Genomic DNA, 15,605 nt, shown 5'->3' on the forward strand with positions numbered 1-15,605 from the left:
GTTCATTTTTGCAGTGCAAGCCTTCATTAAATAAAAAACGGTTAGCCTTGTGCTGCGTTGGCACCTGCCACAATTTCCGTAATCTCCTGCGTAATCGCTGCTTGACGGGCACGGTTATAAGTCAATGACAGATCATTAATGAGCTTCGATGCATTTTTGGTTGCATTACCCATTGCCGTCATTTTCGCACCCAGCTCACTCGCTTTACCATTCAGCAGTGCACCGTAAATCAATGTTTCCGCATACCGCGGAAGCAGCACTTCCAGCACAGCTTCAGCTGACGGTTCATACTCGTAGCTTGCAGTCGGTCCATCCGCAGCAGTTAACTCAGGTGTTTCCATAGGAAGAAGTTTTTCCACCGTTGGAATCTGGGTCAACGCATTTACAAAGCGGTTATAACAAATGTACAATTCATCAAATTCAGCCAGTTCATATCCGCGTACCGCTTCATGAGCGATCGATTTGATATCGGCGAATGCAGGTGAATCCGACAGATCGGTTGTCGTTGAAGCCATAGCAATTTCACGCCGTCTGAAATAGTCGCGCCCTTTACGTCCGATAACGAACAATTCATAGTCGTCCTGGGAGTTGTGACGCTCTTTTAACGTCTGGTTCACCTGACGCAAAATATTAGCATTGTATCCGCCCGCAAGACCACGGTCCGACGTAATGATCAGATATGCTGTCTTTTTCACCGGACGGCTGTCCAGCATAGGATGCTGAATCCCCTGCGTGCTTGATGCAATACTTGCCACAACTTCTTTCAGCTTCTCTGAATAAGGACGGGCAGCCTCTGCTTTCTCCTGCGCTTTACGCAGTTTTGCAGCGGCAACCATCTCCATTGCTTTGGTGATCTGCTTTGTGCTTTGTACGCTTTTAATTTGCCGCTTAATTTCGCGCATGCCTTTTGCCATGATTTCACCACCTCAAAACTTTGGCAGAGCCAAAGTTACTTCATAAAGTATCGCTGCAAGTTACACATGCAGACATGCGGAATCGGTTAAACAACTCCGCAGCTGCATGGATCTATTTAGACAGAGACAGCGAAGCTCTTTCTGAACTTCTCGATTGCATCTTTAAGTGCATTTTCGTTGTCTGGTGTCAATTCTTTCGTATCACGAATGGAGCCGAGGATTTCCCCGTGATTGCTCTCCATAAACGCAAGGAACTCACGCTCAAAACGAGTTACATCACCTGTCGGGATTTCATCCAGATATCCTTTAACTGCAGTGTACAAGCTGACAACCTGTTGTTCTACAGGCAGCGGCTGGTTAACACCCTGCTTCAGGATTTCCATCATGCGTGCGCCACGGTTCAGACGAGCCTGCGTGGATTTATCCAAGTCAGAACCGAATTGGGAGAACGCCTGCAGCTCACGATATTGAGCGAGGTCGAGACGCAGGGAACCTGCAACCTTTTTCATCGCTTTGATCTGTGCAGAACCACCGACACGAGATACCGAGATACCCACGTTAATCGCTGGACGCTGTCCTGCGTTAAATAGGTCGGACTCCAAGAAAATCTGACCGTCTGTAATCGAGATTACGTTGGTCGGAATGTATGCAGATACGTCGGAAGCTTGTGTTTCAATGAACGGCAGAGCGGTTAAAGAACCACCACCAAGTTCATCATTCAGCTTCGCAGCACGCTCCAGCAAACGGGAGTGCAGATAGAATACGTCACCTGGATAAGCTTCACGGCCCGGAGGACGACGAAGCAGCAAGGACAACTCACGGTATGCTGCTGCTTGTTTTGTTAAGTCATCATATACAACCAGCACGTGCTCGCCTTTGTACATGAAATACTCACCCATCGAACAGCCGGAGTATGGAGCAATGTACAGCAATGGTGACGGATCGGAAGCGGATGCCGTTACGACGATCGTATATTCCATTGCACCTCTACGGCGCAGTGTTTCTACGACCTGAGCAACAGTGGACTGCTTCTGACCGATAGCCACATAGATACATTTCATGCCGCTGCCTTTTTGGTTCAGGATCGCATCGATCGCAATCGATGTTTTACCTGTTTGGCGGTCACCGATGATCAACTCACGTTGTCCACGACCGATTGGAACCATTGCATCAATCGCTTTGATCCCTGTTTGCATCGGCTCATGAACCGATTTACGATCCATAACGCCTGGTGCTTTACCTTCTACCGGACGGAATTCCGTTGTAGCGATTGGCCCTTTGCCATCCACCGGAATACCGAGCGGGTTCACAACGCGTCCGATCAATGCTTCGCCAACAGGCACCTGCATGATCTGACCTGTACGTTTAACTTGGTCGCCTTCACGGATATCCGAGTAAGGTCCCAGGATAACGACACCAACGTTGCTCTCTTCCACGTTCATGGCGAGGCCCATTACACCGCTTGGGAACTCAACCAACTCGTTGGACATGACATTCTCGAGTCCGTATACACGGGCGATCCCGTCACCAACCTCAATAACTGTACCAACTTCGACTACATCGATATCGGTCTTGTATTGTTCGATCTGACTCTTAATTAATGTACTGATTTCTTCTGGTTTGATACTCAAGTGTCCTCACCCCAATCTACTGTACTCGTCTGTTAAAAGACTGCTCAAGACGTTCGAGCTTGCCAGCCAAGCTGCCGTCATAGATCGTATCGCCAATGGCGACTTTCAATCCGCCCAGCAGTGCAGGATCAACAATGTTCTCGATACGGATCTTTTTATTCACACGGCCTCCGAATTCACGGGCTACCGCTTCTTTCTCTTCTTCATTCAAAGCATAAGTCGAATATACACGTGCATCAGCGATGCCAAGGGAATCCCCTTCGATCTTCACGTAGTCATTCAACAGTTCGTTCAACAATTCCACGCGGCCGCGCTCAATCAGAAGCAAAACCGTGCGAAGGACAGGTTCGGACACTTTGCCATCAAGGCTTGCATGAAGCACATTACGCTTCGCTTCATCAGAGATATTCGGAGAAACGATAAACTTCATAATCTCTTGATCTCCGGTCAATCCGCTGACAACAGCACGCAGTTCCTGTTCAACTTCAAGCACTTGCTGCTGCTGAAGAGCAACTTCGAACAATGCTTTTGCATAACGCTTGGCAACAATCGTATCGCGGCTCATTGTCGGCCCCCTACCTCATTGAGGTATTGGTTCACAAGTTCCTCTTGTGCTGGACCGTTCTCAACTTCTTTTTTGATCAATCTGGAAGCAATCTGTACGGAAGCAGTACCCAGTTCGCTGCGAAGCGCGGCAACTGCTTTGTTCTTCTCGCTCTCGATTTCACGTACTGCATCGTCTTTGAGACGAGTCGCTTCAGCTTTGGCATCAGCCAGGATGGATTCAGCCTGCTTGCCGCCCGTTTGTCTGGACTGTTCAATAATGTCGTGAGCTTCTTTGCGCGCTTGTTCCAGAGCCTGTTTTTGCTCCTCCACATAAGCAATCGCCTGTTCCCGAGTCTGAGCAGCCTCATTCATCTGGCTCATCACGAGTTCACGACGCTTTTCCATGATGGAGAACAACGGACCGAAAGCGTAGCGGCTAAGCAGCCAGTATAGAATCAAAAATGCGATAATCGCAAGAATCGTGTTTTCCCATAAGAAATTCAATCTGTTCACTCCTTCCTGGAGGTATCCTAAAAACATTATCCCTTACAGGACAAGTTCTAGCTAAAAAGAAGGCGCGGAGGGCTCCAGCCTTCCCCGCCGTACTGAGTTATGAATTAAGCAGCACCGTAGAACATGAACGCGAGTACCACACCGATGATCGGCAATACCTCGATCAGACCTACCCCGATAAACATTGTTGTTTGCAGTGTGGATTTCGCTTCTGGTTGACGAGCGATCCCTTCCACTGTTTTGCTGATTACCATACCGTTACCGATACCTGCGCCGAAAGCGCCCAATCCTGCAACTATTGCTGCTGCGATTAATGCCATTGCTCCCATTTGTATATCCTCCTTAAAATTATAAATCAATTTTATTGTTCAGCCTGATGGAGAAGTCTCCGCAGGTCTAAAACTTAATGTTCTTCGTGCGTTTCGATGGTCTGTGAAATGTACACCATCATCAGAATGACGAAAACGAAGGCCTGAATTCCGCCGATAAAGATACTGAAACCCTGCCATACTGCAAGCAGCGGAATTGCGAAGATTGCGCCCAGCACTTTAAAGCTGGTCAGTTTGAGGATGGTTGCAATCAGCACCTCACCCGCAAAAATATTTGCAAACAAACGCATGCCGTGCGTGAGCAGCTTGGACGCGGTCTCGATCAGGTTAATCGGAAGGAACAACGCGTACGGCTGCACATAGTGCTTCAGGTAACCTCTGGTGTTCTTAAACAATCCAAGTCCATGTGCTACGAGGAAGGCTACAAGAGCTAGTCCCATCGTTACGGACAAGTCTGCTGTCGGTGATTTGAACCAAGCCAGCTCGATGTGCGGATGTGCTTCCGGGTCCTTGGCATGAGCCTTTTCATAAGCTTCAACCGCCGTGACGATTGGTTTCCCGAATACTGTAGCCGATTCGACACTCTTGACTTCGGTAACCGCCTGAAACGGAAGCCCAAGCATATTACCTACGAAGATGAACAAAATCATCGTAAGCGCGAGAGAAATAAAGTGTTTGCCTTTCTTCATGTCCATGGTGCTGGATATCAGATTGCGAACAAACTCAACGGCCCACTCCATAAAATTCTGCAGCTTTCCCGGATTATCCACAGACAGATTCCGTGTAGCGATGATGGCAAAAATGAAGACAATGGCGCCGGTTACAATCAACATCAACAGTACGGACAAGTCCAGATGAAATCCACCAAGCATAATCACTGGAGCTTCATGCATATTTTTTTCTCACCCCTTTCTCTACGTGAAAGCTGCGACACTCAAAATCAATCTGCTTTGCGGGACATGATGATCCCTATAATCAATAAGGAAAATTGCGCAATGGCCAGACCGCCTGCAACCGCATATGTATTGAAGTACTGCGGAAAGCGCATCGATATGTAAATACCGAGCACAGCGAGCGCCGCTCTTGTCAAAAATCCCAGGTTCACACGCTTCAGATTACCTTCTGCCGCATCATCGGACATCTTCCTTACCTTGTAGCCCAGGTAGAATGCGTTAATCAAACTGATGATCACGCCCAAGGCCAGTCCCAAAGCAATCGTCTCCAAACGAGGTGCGAATGCAGCCGTTAGAAAACAAATCATGAGTACGTACATGACGGAAACGGTCATCCATCTGCGATATCTGGCTAGTTCACTCATCACTTTCCCCCATGAATTTTTTAGCAATAAAGTAAATGCTTACCCCACCTGCCGCAAGAAAAAAGAGAACGCTTACGGCGATCCATATTCCGCTTCCTCCAATGGTTTTATCCAACCACGAGCCAGCGTAATATCCGGCAACAGCGAGCAAGGCAATCTCGATTCCAAAAGCTGTCACGAGCCCCATTGCTTTCCATACCTTATCATCATGGTTACGGGATGAATTTGGTTTGTTCGAATCGGCCATTTTCCACGCCACCCTTGCAATCCCAGTTAATTTTACTGAATGATGAGAGTCTTTGTCAATTGATTGATTTTAGCGTTTTAAAGGGAAAAACGACGGGTCTACAACCTAATAAAGTCCATAAACCCGCGTAAACCGTACAGTTTAACTGTATGCTATCCCCTCCGTAAATCCAACAGAAAATGTGAATTATTTTTTGAACTTTCTGTGAAATGATTCCGGACGTTCGCTTTTCACGCCGAAATGGTGCAAAATCGCATTGACAATTCTTTCCGAAGCATGTCCATCACCGTACGGGTTGGCAGCTTGACTCATGCTTGCATACAGTGTTTCATCTGTAAGCAGCGCTCTGGTCCGTTCATATACACGTTCCTCTTCCGTCCCTACCAATTCCAGCGTGCCGGCCTCAATGCCTTCCGGGCGCTCTGTCGTATCGCGCAGTACAAGAACAGGCACACCAAACGAAGGTGCTTCTTCCTGCAAACCGCCCGAATCGGTCAGGATCAAGTGAGTGTGCGGGTAAAAGTTATGCAAATCCACTACGTCTAGCGGATCGATTAACTGTATACGGGGATGATTCCCCAAAATCGCGTGAGCCGGCTCCTTCACAGCAGGACTAGGGTGCACCGGGTACACGATGGCAATATCTTCGAATTCGTCAGCAATCCGTTTGACGGCGTTGAAAATGTTGCGGTGAGGCTCGCCTTGAGATTCGCGGCGATGAGCAGTCATCAGCACCAGGCGCTTGCCTTGTGCCCAATCCAGTACCGGGTGCTTGTAATCCTCCCGTACTGTATATTGAAACACATCCGTTACCGTGTTGCCTGTGACGTAGGTACTAGACTCCGGTTTATTTTCCTTGGCAAGATTGGAAGAGGACCAGTCCGTCGGTGCAAAATGCAAATCAGCCAGAACGCCCGTCAATTGACGGTTCATCTCTTCCGGATACGGCGACAGCTTGTTCCACGTCCGCAGTCCAGCTTCCACATGTCCGACCTGAATCTGCTGTAAAAACGCTGCATAACTGGCTACAAAGGTAGTCAATGTGTCCCCGTGAACGAGTACAATATCCGGCTTCGCTTCACGCAAAACCGGCTCCAGACCGCCAAGAACACGAATGGTGATCTCGTTCAGGGTTTGACGATCCTTCATGACATCCAGATCATAATCGGGATGAATGTCGAAAACTTCAAGAACCTGATCCAGCATCTGGCGATGCTGCGCAGTTACGCAAACAATCGACTCAATAGACTCGGGATGTTTCTGCAATTCCAGAATAAGCGGAGCCATCTTGATGGCTTCCGGACGCACCCCGAAAATAGTCATCACTTTAATTTTGTTGGACATTCGAGCAAAGCCCCTTTTCTAATCCGCATGAAAATATGCTTATTTCGTTCCGTACAGACGGTCTCCTGCATCGCCAAGTCCTGGCACGATATATCCGTGATCATCCAGACGGTCGTCCAGTGCAGCGACATAGATATCTACATCCGGATGCGCATCCTGTACTGCCTTTACGCCTTCCGGTGCTGCTACCAGGTTCATCATTTTGATCTGCGTGCAGCCGCGTTTTTTGAGCACGTCAATGGCTGCAATTGCCGATCCGCCTGTTGCGAGCATCGGGTCAATCACAATCAGCTGACGTTCAGTTACGTCTGTAGGCAGTTTGGTGTAGTATTCAACCGGCTGCAGTGTTTCCGGATCACGGAACAAGCCAACATGTCCTACTTTTGCCGCTGGCAGCAGCTTCACCACGCCATCCAGCATGCCCAGTCCAGCGCGCAGGATTGGTACGAGTCCCAGCATACGGCCGGAAATCACTTTTCCTTTGGTTGCTGCTACAGGTGTCTGTACGTCGATGGATTCCAGTTCAACGTCTCTTGTAATCTCGTAAGCCATCAGCGTCGCTACTTCATCAACCAATTCACGAAAATCTTTCGTATTCGTACGCATGTCGCGTATAAACGTCAGTTTGTGTTGAATCAGGGGGTGATCACATATTACTAATTTTCCCATTAAATTGTCCCTCCGGTAAGTTCTTCATGTGTTAAGCATTTCCAAATATACCTAGCCGTCATTCACAGGCCCGATAAATCCTGTATATTATATCATCACCCACACTGAATTACACCATCAAAGGGCACCTAATCATTACAGAATAGCAAATCATACAAAAACAGGACCGGAAATTGATCCATCCGGTCCTGTTTGCTCGTGCTGTTATGTCACTTGAATGCTCAAAATACGTGTGAACACTAAAGATGCTCTTTTGTAATACAACACCACTCCGCCACCAGAATGCTCCTTCGATCGCCGTTATCCCCGAATTTTATGAATCACCTTAGGTAGGTAAAAATCCGGGGATAAATGCGAGCGCTTCGCTTCTACGGCCTCATTCTGCTCACTTCGTTCCTCTGTATTCCATTTTAACAACCTTCAAAACCAAACAGCACGAGCAGTGTTTTTCAGCAGTTGAAGTAACAGTCCTAGTATTTAAGGTCTGTGTACAGCGGGTATTGATCTGTCAGGGCCGTTACTTCTGCGCGAGCCTGATCAAGCGTTGCTGTGTCTTTTGGATTTTTAAGCGTCTTGGCAATGATCTTACCGATGGCTGCCATCGCTTTCTCGTCCATACCGCGGGAAGTCGCCGCAGGTGTACCGATACGGATACCACTGGTGATGAACGGACTTGTCGGGTCAAACGGAATCGCGTTTTTGTTCACGGTAATACCGATAGAGTCAAGCACATGCTCTGCTTCTTTACCTGTGATATTCACGCTGCGAGTATCGATCAGCATCAAGTGGTTATCTGTACCGCCGGATACGATGTTCAATCCTTCAGCGATCAATGTTTCAGCGAGCACCTGTGCGTTTTTCACTACGTTTTGCGCATACGTTTTGAACGAAGGCTGCAGAGCTTCACCAAAAGCTACGGCTTTCGAAGCGATCACATGCATCAAAGGTCCGCCTTGGGAACCCGGGAATACAGCTTTATCAATGGCAGCTGCCCAGGATTTGCGGCATAGAATCATACCACCGCGTGGTCCGCGCAGCGTTTTGTGTGTTGTCGTCGTTACGAAGTGTGCATGCGGCACCGGGTTAGGATGCAGTCCGGCTGCAACAAGTCCTGCGATATGCGCCATATCGACCATGAACAGCGCGCCAACATCATTGGCAATGGACGCCAGCTTTTCAAAATCAATCGTACGCGGATATGCACTTGCGCCTGCTACGATCAGACGAGGGCGGTGTTTGAATGCTGCTTTGCGAACTTCATCATAATCAATGAGGAATGTATCTTCCTGTACGCCGTAAGCAACGAAATTGTACAGCAAACCGGAAGCATTAACCGGACTACCATGCGTCAAGTGACCACCATGCGCCAGGTTCATCCCCAGAACGGTATCGCCAGGCTTCAAGGCTGCCAGATATACAGCCATGTTCGCTTGTGCACCGGAGTGCGGCTGCACGTTCGCATGTTCTGCACCAAACAGTTCCTTGGCACGATCACGCGCGATATCTTCAACGATATCAACATGCTCACAACCGCCATAGTAACGTTTGCCCGGGTAACCTTCAGCATACTTGTTAGTCAATACAGAGCCCATTGCTTCAATTACCGCTTCACTTACGATGTTCTCGGATGCGATCAGCTCAATGTTGTTCTGTTGGCGTTTCAGTTCAAGATTCATCGCTTCCAATACTGCAGGGTCATTCTTGCGCAATTGTTCCATGATTAAATTCCTCCTAGATTATAATGAAGTTATAAAGCGAGCTTTCAGGTTACACGCCTGACTTCGATTGCATCACCATCTTACGATCACTGTTATCCCCAGATTTCTTTGAGCCCCTTTTGACAAAGAGAAAATCCGGTGATAAACGTGAACGCGCTGCTTCTCCAGATTGGTGCTGCACTCTCCGTTTACGTGTAAACATCATTTCGCTTTATACGTTAGTCACAAAAGGTTGAATCAGGCTGCTCTTCCATACGATATACTGCCCGTTCGCCGCCAATCAGCTTCGGACGGGTAAGTGCTGCGGTCACACGAGCCTCACCAATATAGCGAAGCGATGTACGGAAAGGAACCGCAACATGACGCAGATGCATGCCAATCATCGTCTCCCCGATATCCAGACCTGCATGAGCCTGAATATGCTCAGCCAGACACGGATCGGACAGTGATCGATAGGCAGTCGATGCCATGGAACCACCAGCCTTTGGTACAGGTACTGCACCAACCTCTGTCAGTCCGAGACGCTCAAGCAGCGCACGTTCCATCACAAGCGCCCGGTTCAGGTGTTCGCAGCATTGGAATACGGTATGGAAACCAAACTCCGTCTGCACCTCGTGAATACCCGCAAGCAGCTGCTGCGCTACGTCCACTGCACCGCTTGTTCCAATACGCCGACCTGCAACCTCGCTTGTACTTGTGCCAATGACAACAATGTGTCCGGCTCCAAGCTTTCCGGCAAGTGCCAGTTCACGCAGGATCGATGCGGTCTGCTGCTGCAGTCCAGGTTGTTCCGAATCCAATTCAATCGTCATCCTATCGCCTCCCGATAAAATCATGCCTGCTGCCTCGTGCTGCTTTCTCCTCTGCATACGCTCATGGCATTTCAGGTACTATTATAGCGAAAAATCAGACGAAAGACGAAAAAAAGAGCAGTCTGCGGGTATCGCAGAATTGCTCTTTTGCCCAGGCGACCGGCCGTTTGTTCCGGTGCTCCATTGTGGTTGTGCCCACTTCGTCGCCAGTTACACCGGATCCCTGTTTTCCCCTTCATCATAAATCAACCCTACTCTAAAATCAACGGTTAATTTACATCTGATGTTCTGTTTCTATATCTTGTCTATCTTTGCCGAAATTTACTCAAGCTTATCCAGAAGCCGCGATAAAGCTGTCCGTATCTCTGCTGCAGCGATATTGTAATCATCCCGACTCCCGCCAAACGGGTCCGAGATATCAAAGCTCGGTATACGTTGGCGGATCTCAATGGCGCGCTCCCGCTCGGATGCCAAAATCTCCTGCCCCAGTGCACGCTTCATCTCCAGTGTCGCGTACAGGCTGTCCAATTCCTGCAGGTCCTGCAGCACCTGCTCATCATTCTCCACATACTCTTTCAACGTATAGGTCTTCTGAATGGAATCCGGAAACACCTGCATCACATGCTGCTTATGACTCCGGGTTAATGTCAGAATCAGATCGGCCCAATCGACCAGCTCTGCGCTGAGCTGTGTGGAATGGGACGGTCCCTCCGCACTATGATCCTTCAACACCGCTTCGGCATGACGCGAGATCGGCATTCCCGACGCTGCGGCTACACCCGCAGAACGAACATGCACCTCAATGCCGCGCTCGGATGCCAGTTTTCGCAAAAGCCCTTCTGCCATGGGGCTGCGGCACGTATTGCCTGTACATACAAATAAAATATGTTTCATTGTGTTAGCCTCCCCATTAGATCAAGATGTGATATGCCTATCGTATCGTTCGCACGTTTTATTTTAAAATATAAACAAAAGTCCAAAGGCAAGCAAGATGGCTCCGCCTACTGCCTCACCGTAATCCCCCAGATTCTGACTTACCCGGCGTCCCAGCAGCAGCCCCAAGATGGACATCAACCCGCCGCAGAAACCGAAGGCCAGAATCGTCAGAACAAGATCGCTGCTGAACATGCCCAGCGATACGCCAACGGAGAATGAATCTACGCTGACACTGAGTGAAAATAAAATAATACCCAGTAAAGAGCGGTGATCCACCAGCTTGGTTTCCCCTTCGCGAAACGCATTCAAAATCATATGACCGCCCAGCAGCACAAGCAGGCCGCCTGCCGCATAATTCGTAATATCACCCAGCAAGGAGCTCATATACTTGCCCATATACATGCCCGCAAGCGGCATGATGATATGGAACAGCGCCGTGACCGTACTGATCTTCAACACGTCCCGCAGCCGTATGCCCTTCATGCCAATTCCGATACCGAGCGAGAACGCATCCAGCCCAAGCGCAACGGCCATAATCAGAATGGTTACCAACTGCCCCACATGAGCAGACACATCCCACATCCTCATTCCCCCAAGTCGCATAAAGGTTCTTGTACACGATATGCGGACAAGAACTCAAACATGACGGATGCGGTGAAACTGGAAGGAAGAAGTGTTGATGCAGCATTCCGATGAGAAAAGGCAGGTCAAGGCTTGCTCGCTGTATGAAAAAGCAATCGGTTGTCACGTTAAACGCGGCGTCTGTCTGCGGAGCGTCGGGTCTCCTGATCCGGTGGTCAGGAGCATTCAGGTGGGCAGGTCAGCCAACTTGAATGAGTTGGTTGCCTGCTGCCTTGAGCAGCCGATTCATGACGGCTGCTCCCATCCCTTCGCGCGAGCAGGCTTCCGCCACAATATATGTGGCGCCCTGCTCATCGCAGCTGCGCAGCGCGGCGTACAGCCTGCGCGCAGCTTCCTGCAGCTCGCTGGCGTCGCCCAGCGAGAATACGGCATCGGCGCGGTACTGCTCCGCGTGCTCGGCGAACGCCAGCACCGCGGTGCGCTCTCCGCGCTGCGCCGCCTCTGCGAGAGCGGCGCGGGTCCAGGCCGCCACCGCTTCGGGCGGCCCCTCAACCACGCACAGCGCCCCTGCGGGTGCGTAGTGCGTGTACTTCATGCCCGGCGAGCGCGGCGCCGGGCTGGTGCTGTCGCCACCGGACCCCTCGGCGAGAAGCGCCGGGTCCGTGACGACACGGGCGGCCACGGCGGACAGCTGCTCCGCCGTGATGCCGCCAGGGCGCAGGATGGTGACGGTACCGTCGTCACCGGCCTGCACCACGGTGGACTCGACGCCCACCCCGGTGGGGCCGCCGTCCACAATGCCGCCGATGCGGCCGTCCAGATCCTCCCGCACATGTGCAGCGAGGGTCGGGCTGGGCCGCCCGGAACGGTTGGCGCTTGGCGCAGCCACAGGGCATGCTGCCGCTGCGATGAGCGGCAAAGCCACCGGGTGGTCGGGCATGCGCACGGCCACCGTATCCAGCCCGGCGGTGACGCGCGGGGACACCGCCCCTGGCCTAACCGGCAGCACCAGCGTAAGTGGACCCGGCCAGAAGGCCGTGATCAATGCTTCCGCTGTCTCGTTAACCTCAGTGACCAGTTCCTGCAGCTGGTCACGATGCGCGATATGCACAATCAGCGGGTTGTCGGAAGGCCGACCCTTGGCGGCAAATACCGCTTCCACCGCTTCTGTGCTCCGCGCATCTGCGCCGAGACCGTAGACCGTCTCGGTCGGGAAGGCCACGGTTTCTCCTTGACCCAGGCAGGCTGCCGCTGCCTGCAGGTCAGCAAGCGCCGCTTCACGGGCGGCGCTCCCCTTTTTCACACTGGAATACAGGGAAATCTCCTGCATATCTTCTACTTCACTTTGTTCCTGCAGCAGCGCTCTGACATCCCAAAAGGCTGTGTTATGTCCACCCTGGGCTGTACCTGCCGCCTCGTTGACCAACTTATCCTCTAACGAGTGATGCTGCATAGATTCATGCTCTCTGTTCATATATATCATCATCCCTAAACTTCAAGTAGGTTCAATTTCAGTACATATTAGTATAGCATATCTGTCACGTTTCAGGTTTGATCGAGCCATAAGTACGCTCCCCTTCACAGCCTCGTTCCTAAAAAAGAAGCTCTCTGCACACCCGCAGCAGAGGCCTCTCTCATGATTTATATCCTATTTCCATCCAAATACTTCATATCGAAATCACGTTGTTAGGAGAATAATCCTGTTACCCAATCCCACAGTTTCACAGCTATATCCCATAGAAAGAATCTTGCTTCAGGCGTCTCTCCCTGCATGGATGCCTTCACCTCTACCGAGTCTGCTCCTGCCGCAGAGACTGCAGCTGGTTTAGCCAGTGCATCCCCTGTACTCGCATCGATAAAACACAATGGCGGGAACAATACACACCACCAGTTCTGCCCTTTGCCTTCACCCAGCGTGATCCGTACCGCTTCATAATCACCTGCAGGGTATACCGTGCCGCCATACAGCTTAGTAGGAAAAGGAACCGTGCCGAGCTCTACTTGATAATCATAGGTCAGTCCACGTTTCGTTAACTCTTCACCTACCCGATTCTCAATCTCGGACAGATGCTCCCGAATCACATGGCGTGCCTGCTCCAGACTTTGCGGATTTTCCAAGGTTCCGACCCACTCGCCCATCTGTGCAACCACCGCATCCCGTATCTCACGTTTGACAAGCTGATCTCCTGCCCCATCGGAATTTGCCAGTATCCGCAATCGAATCGACTGCTCCGGTATCGCCGTCGCTGCAACAGCCGCATCCGTTTTCTGACCTTCCCACATCATAATGATCATCATAAGACATACAATAATAAGTCCAATTTGCTTCACGATTCGTCTGCTCATCCCGTTCTTCCCCCTCGGCTCGGTATCCAGCGCCCAACTCTCTCATGTCTATCAGTATGCCCGGATGAGCGGGAAGTAAACCTAGTATATTCACAAATCTATTAAAATGTCTCATAGAAACAACGATAACCGAAGCGCTGCATCGTCGATGTGTTTGCCATGGCCTTGATCTTATGCTCTCTCTCCTATCGCTTTCAGACCATGATATCCTTATCCTTATTTGATCAAATAAATTCATAAAAAAGAGGCTGACCCTGGCCTGCTCACAGGCCTGTCAACCTCTTGGATTCATTTCCTTGGGGAACAGGATAAGTCACTTCCTCCAACGTAAATACAGCTGCATGATGCTGTTCTCTTTTCTCTTTTCTCTTCTTGATCAAGTCCCAGATTCGCTGCATGAAGGACGGAGGCTGCTCCTCTGGGAGCAGTTCATCTTCATCCTCGTCCCCGTACAGTTTAATGCTCATCACCAGCCCGATACAGGCCATGTTGATCAGCAAAGACGTTCCGCCATAACTGATAAATGGCAGCGTGATGCCCGTCAGCGGCATAAGCCCAAGAAATGCTCCTATATTTTCAAACACCTGATAGAGCAGCATACCGATAATGCCCACGATGATAATGGGTCCGGCCCGTTCTTTGCACTCCAGTGCGATCAGCACCATCCGATGGATGAGGATAAAATATAATAGAATCAGCAGGGAAGCTCCTACAAAACCAAATTCCTCTGCGATCACTACAAAGATCGAATCCGAGTACGTATAAGGTACACGTCCGCTTTGGACAGAGGTGCCTTCCAGGAACCCTTTACCCATAATCCCGCCTGATCCGATGGCTAGCCCGGCATTTTTCGTATGCCACATCGCTTTGGCAGTTGCTTTCTCGGGAACAAGCCACGGATCAATCCGTTCAGCCCAATGCTCCCGTTTGATTTTTTCCAGAAATGAGAACACCTCATCATGGTAGAACGTATATGCTTTGATGAACCCAATAAAGAATGCACCTATAATCGTCAGCCCGATTAATGCATGTTTCAGCTTGATATTGCCGATCCATAATACTGCAGCCAGAATGATCACATACCCCAGAGCATTACCCAAGTCATTCTGTGCCATAACAAGGGCAAACGGAATAAATGTCCAACATCCAATCGGCACCACGTCTCTCCAAAAACCCAGATCCCCTCGTTTACGCTTCACAATAAGATGGGCGAGGAACAAAATGAGAATCATTTTAAACAATTCGGCAGGTTGAAACGAAATGCTCTCGCTGATCTTCAGCCAGCCGTTCGCGTTATTAACCTTACTTCCAAGCACATTAGCCAATATTAGAAAAATGATACCGATGCCGTACAGAAGAAATGCGTATCTCACATACAGCTTGTAGTTGACTAATCCAATTCCAATGACAGCGATAAACCCTGCTGCATAGAAATAAATGGTTTTCACATGATGACTTGCCAGATTGGGATCAAAACGTGTACCGCTGTAGATCGCAAATACACTCATAACCATTAATAACAGCAATACAAAAAGTATGATGCCGTCCAGCTTTTTCACCATTCTCCACATGATGTTTGATTATCCCCCTATATCTCACATCGTATATTCCCAATATAGATCATTATTACCATTGTACCTAATTCGTTGGGAGAATGGAAACTCGATCATCATGTGACAAATTCCACTTTTCGATGCAGG

17 protein-coding genes and 1 riboswitch are annotated in these 15,605 nt (G+C 49.8%); all 17 genes read right to left on the reverse strand.

What is annotated here, in order from left to right; genetic code table 11:
- Positions 1 to 41: 41 nt before the first annotated feature.
- Positions 42 to 914 (reverse strand): ATP synthase F1 subunit gamma, encoded by an 873-nt coding sequence (gene atpG / locus MKY97_RS26230; protein ID WP_342553076.1) that lies wholly within the window; start codon positions 912 to 914, stop codon positions 42 to 44.
- A gap of 116 nt (positions 915 to 1,030) precedes the next feature.
- The gene (gene atpA, locus MKY97_RS26235; protein ID WP_342553077.1) at positions 1,031 to 2,545 is read right to left on the reverse strand and encodes a F0F1 ATP synthase subunit alpha; all 1,515 of its coding nucleotides are present in this window, start codon (positions 2,543 to 2,545) and stop codon (positions 1,031 to 1,033) included.
- A gap of 16 nt (positions 2,546 to 2,561) precedes the next feature.
- A complete protein-coding gene (locus MKY97_RS26240; RefSeq protein ID WP_342553078.1) occupies positions 2,562 to 3,110 on the reverse strand; it encodes a F0F1 ATP synthase subunit delta in 549 nt (182 codons plus the stop codon).
- Positions 3,107 to 3,595, reverse strand: a complete 489-nt coding sequence (gene atpF, locus MKY97_RS26245; RefSeq protein ID WP_342553079.1) for a F0F1 ATP synthase subunit B — start codon at positions 3,593 to 3,595, stop codon at positions 3,107 to 3,109. The genes MKY97_RS26240 and atpF overlap by 4 nt, the downstream gene beginning before the upstream one ends.
- A gap of 113 nt (positions 3,596 to 3,708) precedes the next feature.
- The gene (gene atpE, locus MKY97_RS26250; protein ID WP_090922866.1) at positions 3,709 to 3,933 is read right to left on the reverse strand and encodes a F0F1 ATP synthase subunit C; all 225 of its coding nucleotides are present in this window, start codon (positions 3,931 to 3,933) and stop codon (positions 3,709 to 3,711) included.
- Between the two features lie 74 nt (positions 3,934 to 4,007).
- Positions 4,008 to 4,826 carry a F0F1 ATP synthase subunit A gene (gene atpB, locus MKY97_RS26255; protein WP_342553080.1) on the reverse strand — a complete coding sequence of 273 codons (819 nt, stop codon included), beginning with the start codon at positions 4,824 to 4,826 and terminating at the stop codon, positions 4,008 to 4,010.
- Between the two features lie 47 nt (positions 4,827 to 4,873).
- Entirely contained in the window at positions 4,874 to 5,251 is a 378-nt protein-coding gene (locus MKY97_RS26260) for an ATP synthase subunit I (RefSeq protein ID WP_342553081.1), read from the reverse strand.
- A complete protein-coding gene (locus tag MKY97_RS26265; RefSeq protein ID WP_110895634.1) occupies positions 5,244 to 5,498 on the reverse strand; it encodes an AtpZ/AtpI family protein in 255 nt (84 codons plus the stop codon). Before MKY97_RS26265 ends, MKY97_RS26260 begins: the two co-directional genes overlap by 8 nt.
- A 186-nt stretch (positions 5,499 to 5,684) precedes the next feature.
- Positions 5,685 to 6,842 carry a UDP-N-acetylglucosamine 2-epimerase (non-hydrolyzing) gene (gene wecB, locus MKY97_RS26270; RefSeq protein ID WP_342553082.1) on the reverse strand — a complete coding sequence of 386 codons (1,158 nt, stop codon included), beginning with the start codon at positions 6,840 to 6,842 and terminating at the stop codon, positions 5,685 to 5,687.
- Between the two features lie 39 nt (positions 6,843 to 6,881).
- On the reverse strand, positions 6,882 to 7,511 hold the full coding sequence (gene upp / locus MKY97_RS26275; RefSeq protein WP_342553083.1) for a uracil phosphoribosyltransferase: 630 nt from the start codon (positions 7,509 to 7,511) through the stop codon (positions 6,882 to 6,884).
- Between the two features lie 470 nt (positions 7,512 to 7,981).
- Positions 7,982 to 9,229 carry a serine hydroxymethyltransferase gene (gene glyA / locus MKY97_RS26280; protein ID WP_342553084.1) on the reverse strand — a complete coding sequence of 416 codons (1,248 nt, stop codon included), beginning with the start codon at positions 9,227 to 9,229 and terminating at the stop codon, positions 7,982 to 7,984.
- Positions 9,230 to 9,447: 218 nt separating this feature from the next.
- Complete coding sequence (locus MKY97_RS26285; RefSeq protein WP_342553085.1) at positions 9,448 to 10,041, reverse strand: TIGR01440 family protein; 594 nt, start codon at positions 10,039 to 10,041, stop codon at positions 9,448 to 9,450.
- A 142-nt stretch (positions 10,042 to 10,183) separates the two neighbouring features.
- Positions 10,184 to 10,265, reverse strand: a riboswitch (ZMP/ZTP riboswitch).
- 97 nt (positions 10,266 to 10,362) lie between these two features.
- Positions 10,363 to 10,935 carry a low molecular weight protein arginine phosphatase gene (locus MKY97_RS26290; protein WP_342553086.1) on the reverse strand — a complete coding sequence of 191 codons (573 nt, stop codon included), beginning with the start codon at positions 10,933 to 10,935 and terminating at the stop codon, positions 10,363 to 10,365.
- Between the two features lie 63 nt (positions 10,936 to 10,998).
- Entirely contained in the window at positions 10,999 to 11,559 is a 561-nt protein-coding gene (locus MKY97_RS26295) for a manganese efflux pump MntP family protein (protein ID WP_342553087.1), read from the reverse strand.
- A gap of 238 nt (positions 11,560 to 11,797) precedes the next feature.
- On the reverse strand, positions 11,798 to 12,889 hold the full coding sequence (locus tag MKY97_RS26300) for an L-threonylcarbamoyladenylate synthase (RefSeq protein WP_342556459.1): 1,092 nt from the start codon (positions 12,887 to 12,889) through the stop codon (positions 11,798 to 11,800).
- Between the two features lie 356 nt (positions 12,890 to 13,245).
- A complete protein-coding gene (gene spoIIR / locus MKY97_RS26305; protein ID WP_342553088.1) occupies positions 13,246 to 13,905 on the reverse strand; it encodes a stage II sporulation protein R in 660 nt (219 codons plus the stop codon).
- A 263-nt stretch (positions 13,906 to 14,168) separates the two neighbouring features.
- Positions 14,169 to 15,476, reverse strand: a complete 1,308-nt coding sequence (locus MKY97_RS26310; protein ID WP_342553089.1) for an FtsW/RodA/SpoVE family cell cycle protein — start codon at positions 15,474 to 15,476, stop codon at positions 14,169 to 14,171.
- Between the last annotated feature and the right edge of the window lie 129 nt (positions 15,477 to 15,605).

It is taken from the genome of Paenibacillus sp. FSL R7-0652, assembly GCF_038595045.1.
Taxonomy (GTDB): Bacteria; Bacillota; Bacilli; order Paenibacillales; family Paenibacillaceae; genus Paenibacillus.

Excerpts from the sequence above, each read along its gene's own strand:
- atpG (WP_342553076.1), bottom strand. The coding sequence starts at position 914 with ATGGCAAAAGGCATGCGCGAAATTAAGCGGCAAATTAAAAGCGTACAA.
- MKY97_RS26240 (WP_342553078.1), bottom strand. The coding sequence starts at position 3,110 with ATGAGCCGCGATACGATTGTTGCCAAGCGTTATGCAAAAGCATTGTTC.
- atpE (WP_090922866.1), bottom strand. The coding sequence starts at position 3,933 with ATGGGAGCAATGGCATTAATCGCAGCAGCAATAGTTGCAGGATTGGGC.
- atpB (WP_342553080.1), bottom strand. The coding sequence starts at position 4,826 with ATGCATGAAGCTCCAGTGATTATGCTTGGTGGATTTCATCTGGACTTG.
- MKY97_RS26260 (WP_342553081.1), bottom strand. The coding sequence starts at position 5,251 with ATGAGTGAACTAGCCAGATATCGCAGATGGATGACCGTTTCCGTCATG.
- MKY97_RS26265 (WP_110895634.1), bottom strand. The coding sequence starts at position 5,498 with ATGGCCGATTCGAACAAACCAAATTCATCCCGTAACCATGATGATAAG.
- wecB (WP_342553082.1), bottom strand. The coding sequence starts at position 6,842 with ATGTCCAACAAAATTAAAGTGATGACTATTTTCGGGGTGCGTCCGGAA.
- upp (WP_342553083.1), bottom strand. The coding sequence starts at position 7,511 with ATGGGAAAATTAGTAATATGTGATCACCCCCTGATTCAACACAAACTG.
- glyA (WP_342553084.1), bottom strand. The coding sequence starts at position 9,229 with ATGGAACAATTGCGCAAGAATGACCCTGCAGTATTGGAAGCGATGAAT.
- MKY97_RS26285 (WP_342553085.1), bottom strand. The coding sequence starts at position 10,041 with ATGACGATTGAATTGGATTCGGAACAACCTGGACTGCAGCAGCAGACC.
- MKY97_RS26290 (WP_342553086.1), bottom strand. The coding sequence starts at position 10,935 with ATGAAACATATTTTATTTGTATGTACAGGCAATACGTGCCGCAGCCCC.
- MKY97_RS26295 (WP_342553087.1), bottom strand. The coding sequence starts at position 11,559 with ATGTGGGATGTGTCTGCTCATGTGGGGCAGTTGGTAACCATTCTGATT.
- MKY97_RS26300 (WP_342556459.1), bottom strand. The coding sequence starts at position 12,889 with ATGCAGGAGATTTCCCTGTATTCCAGTGTGAAAAAGGGGAGCGCCGCC.
- spoIIR (WP_342553088.1), bottom strand. The coding sequence starts at position 13,905 with ATGAGCAGACGAATCGTGAAGCAAATTGGACTTATTATTGTATGTCTT.
- MKY97_RS26310 (WP_342553089.1), bottom strand. The coding sequence starts at position 15,476 with ATGTGGAGAATGGTGAAAAAGCTGGACGGCATCATACTTTTTGTATTG.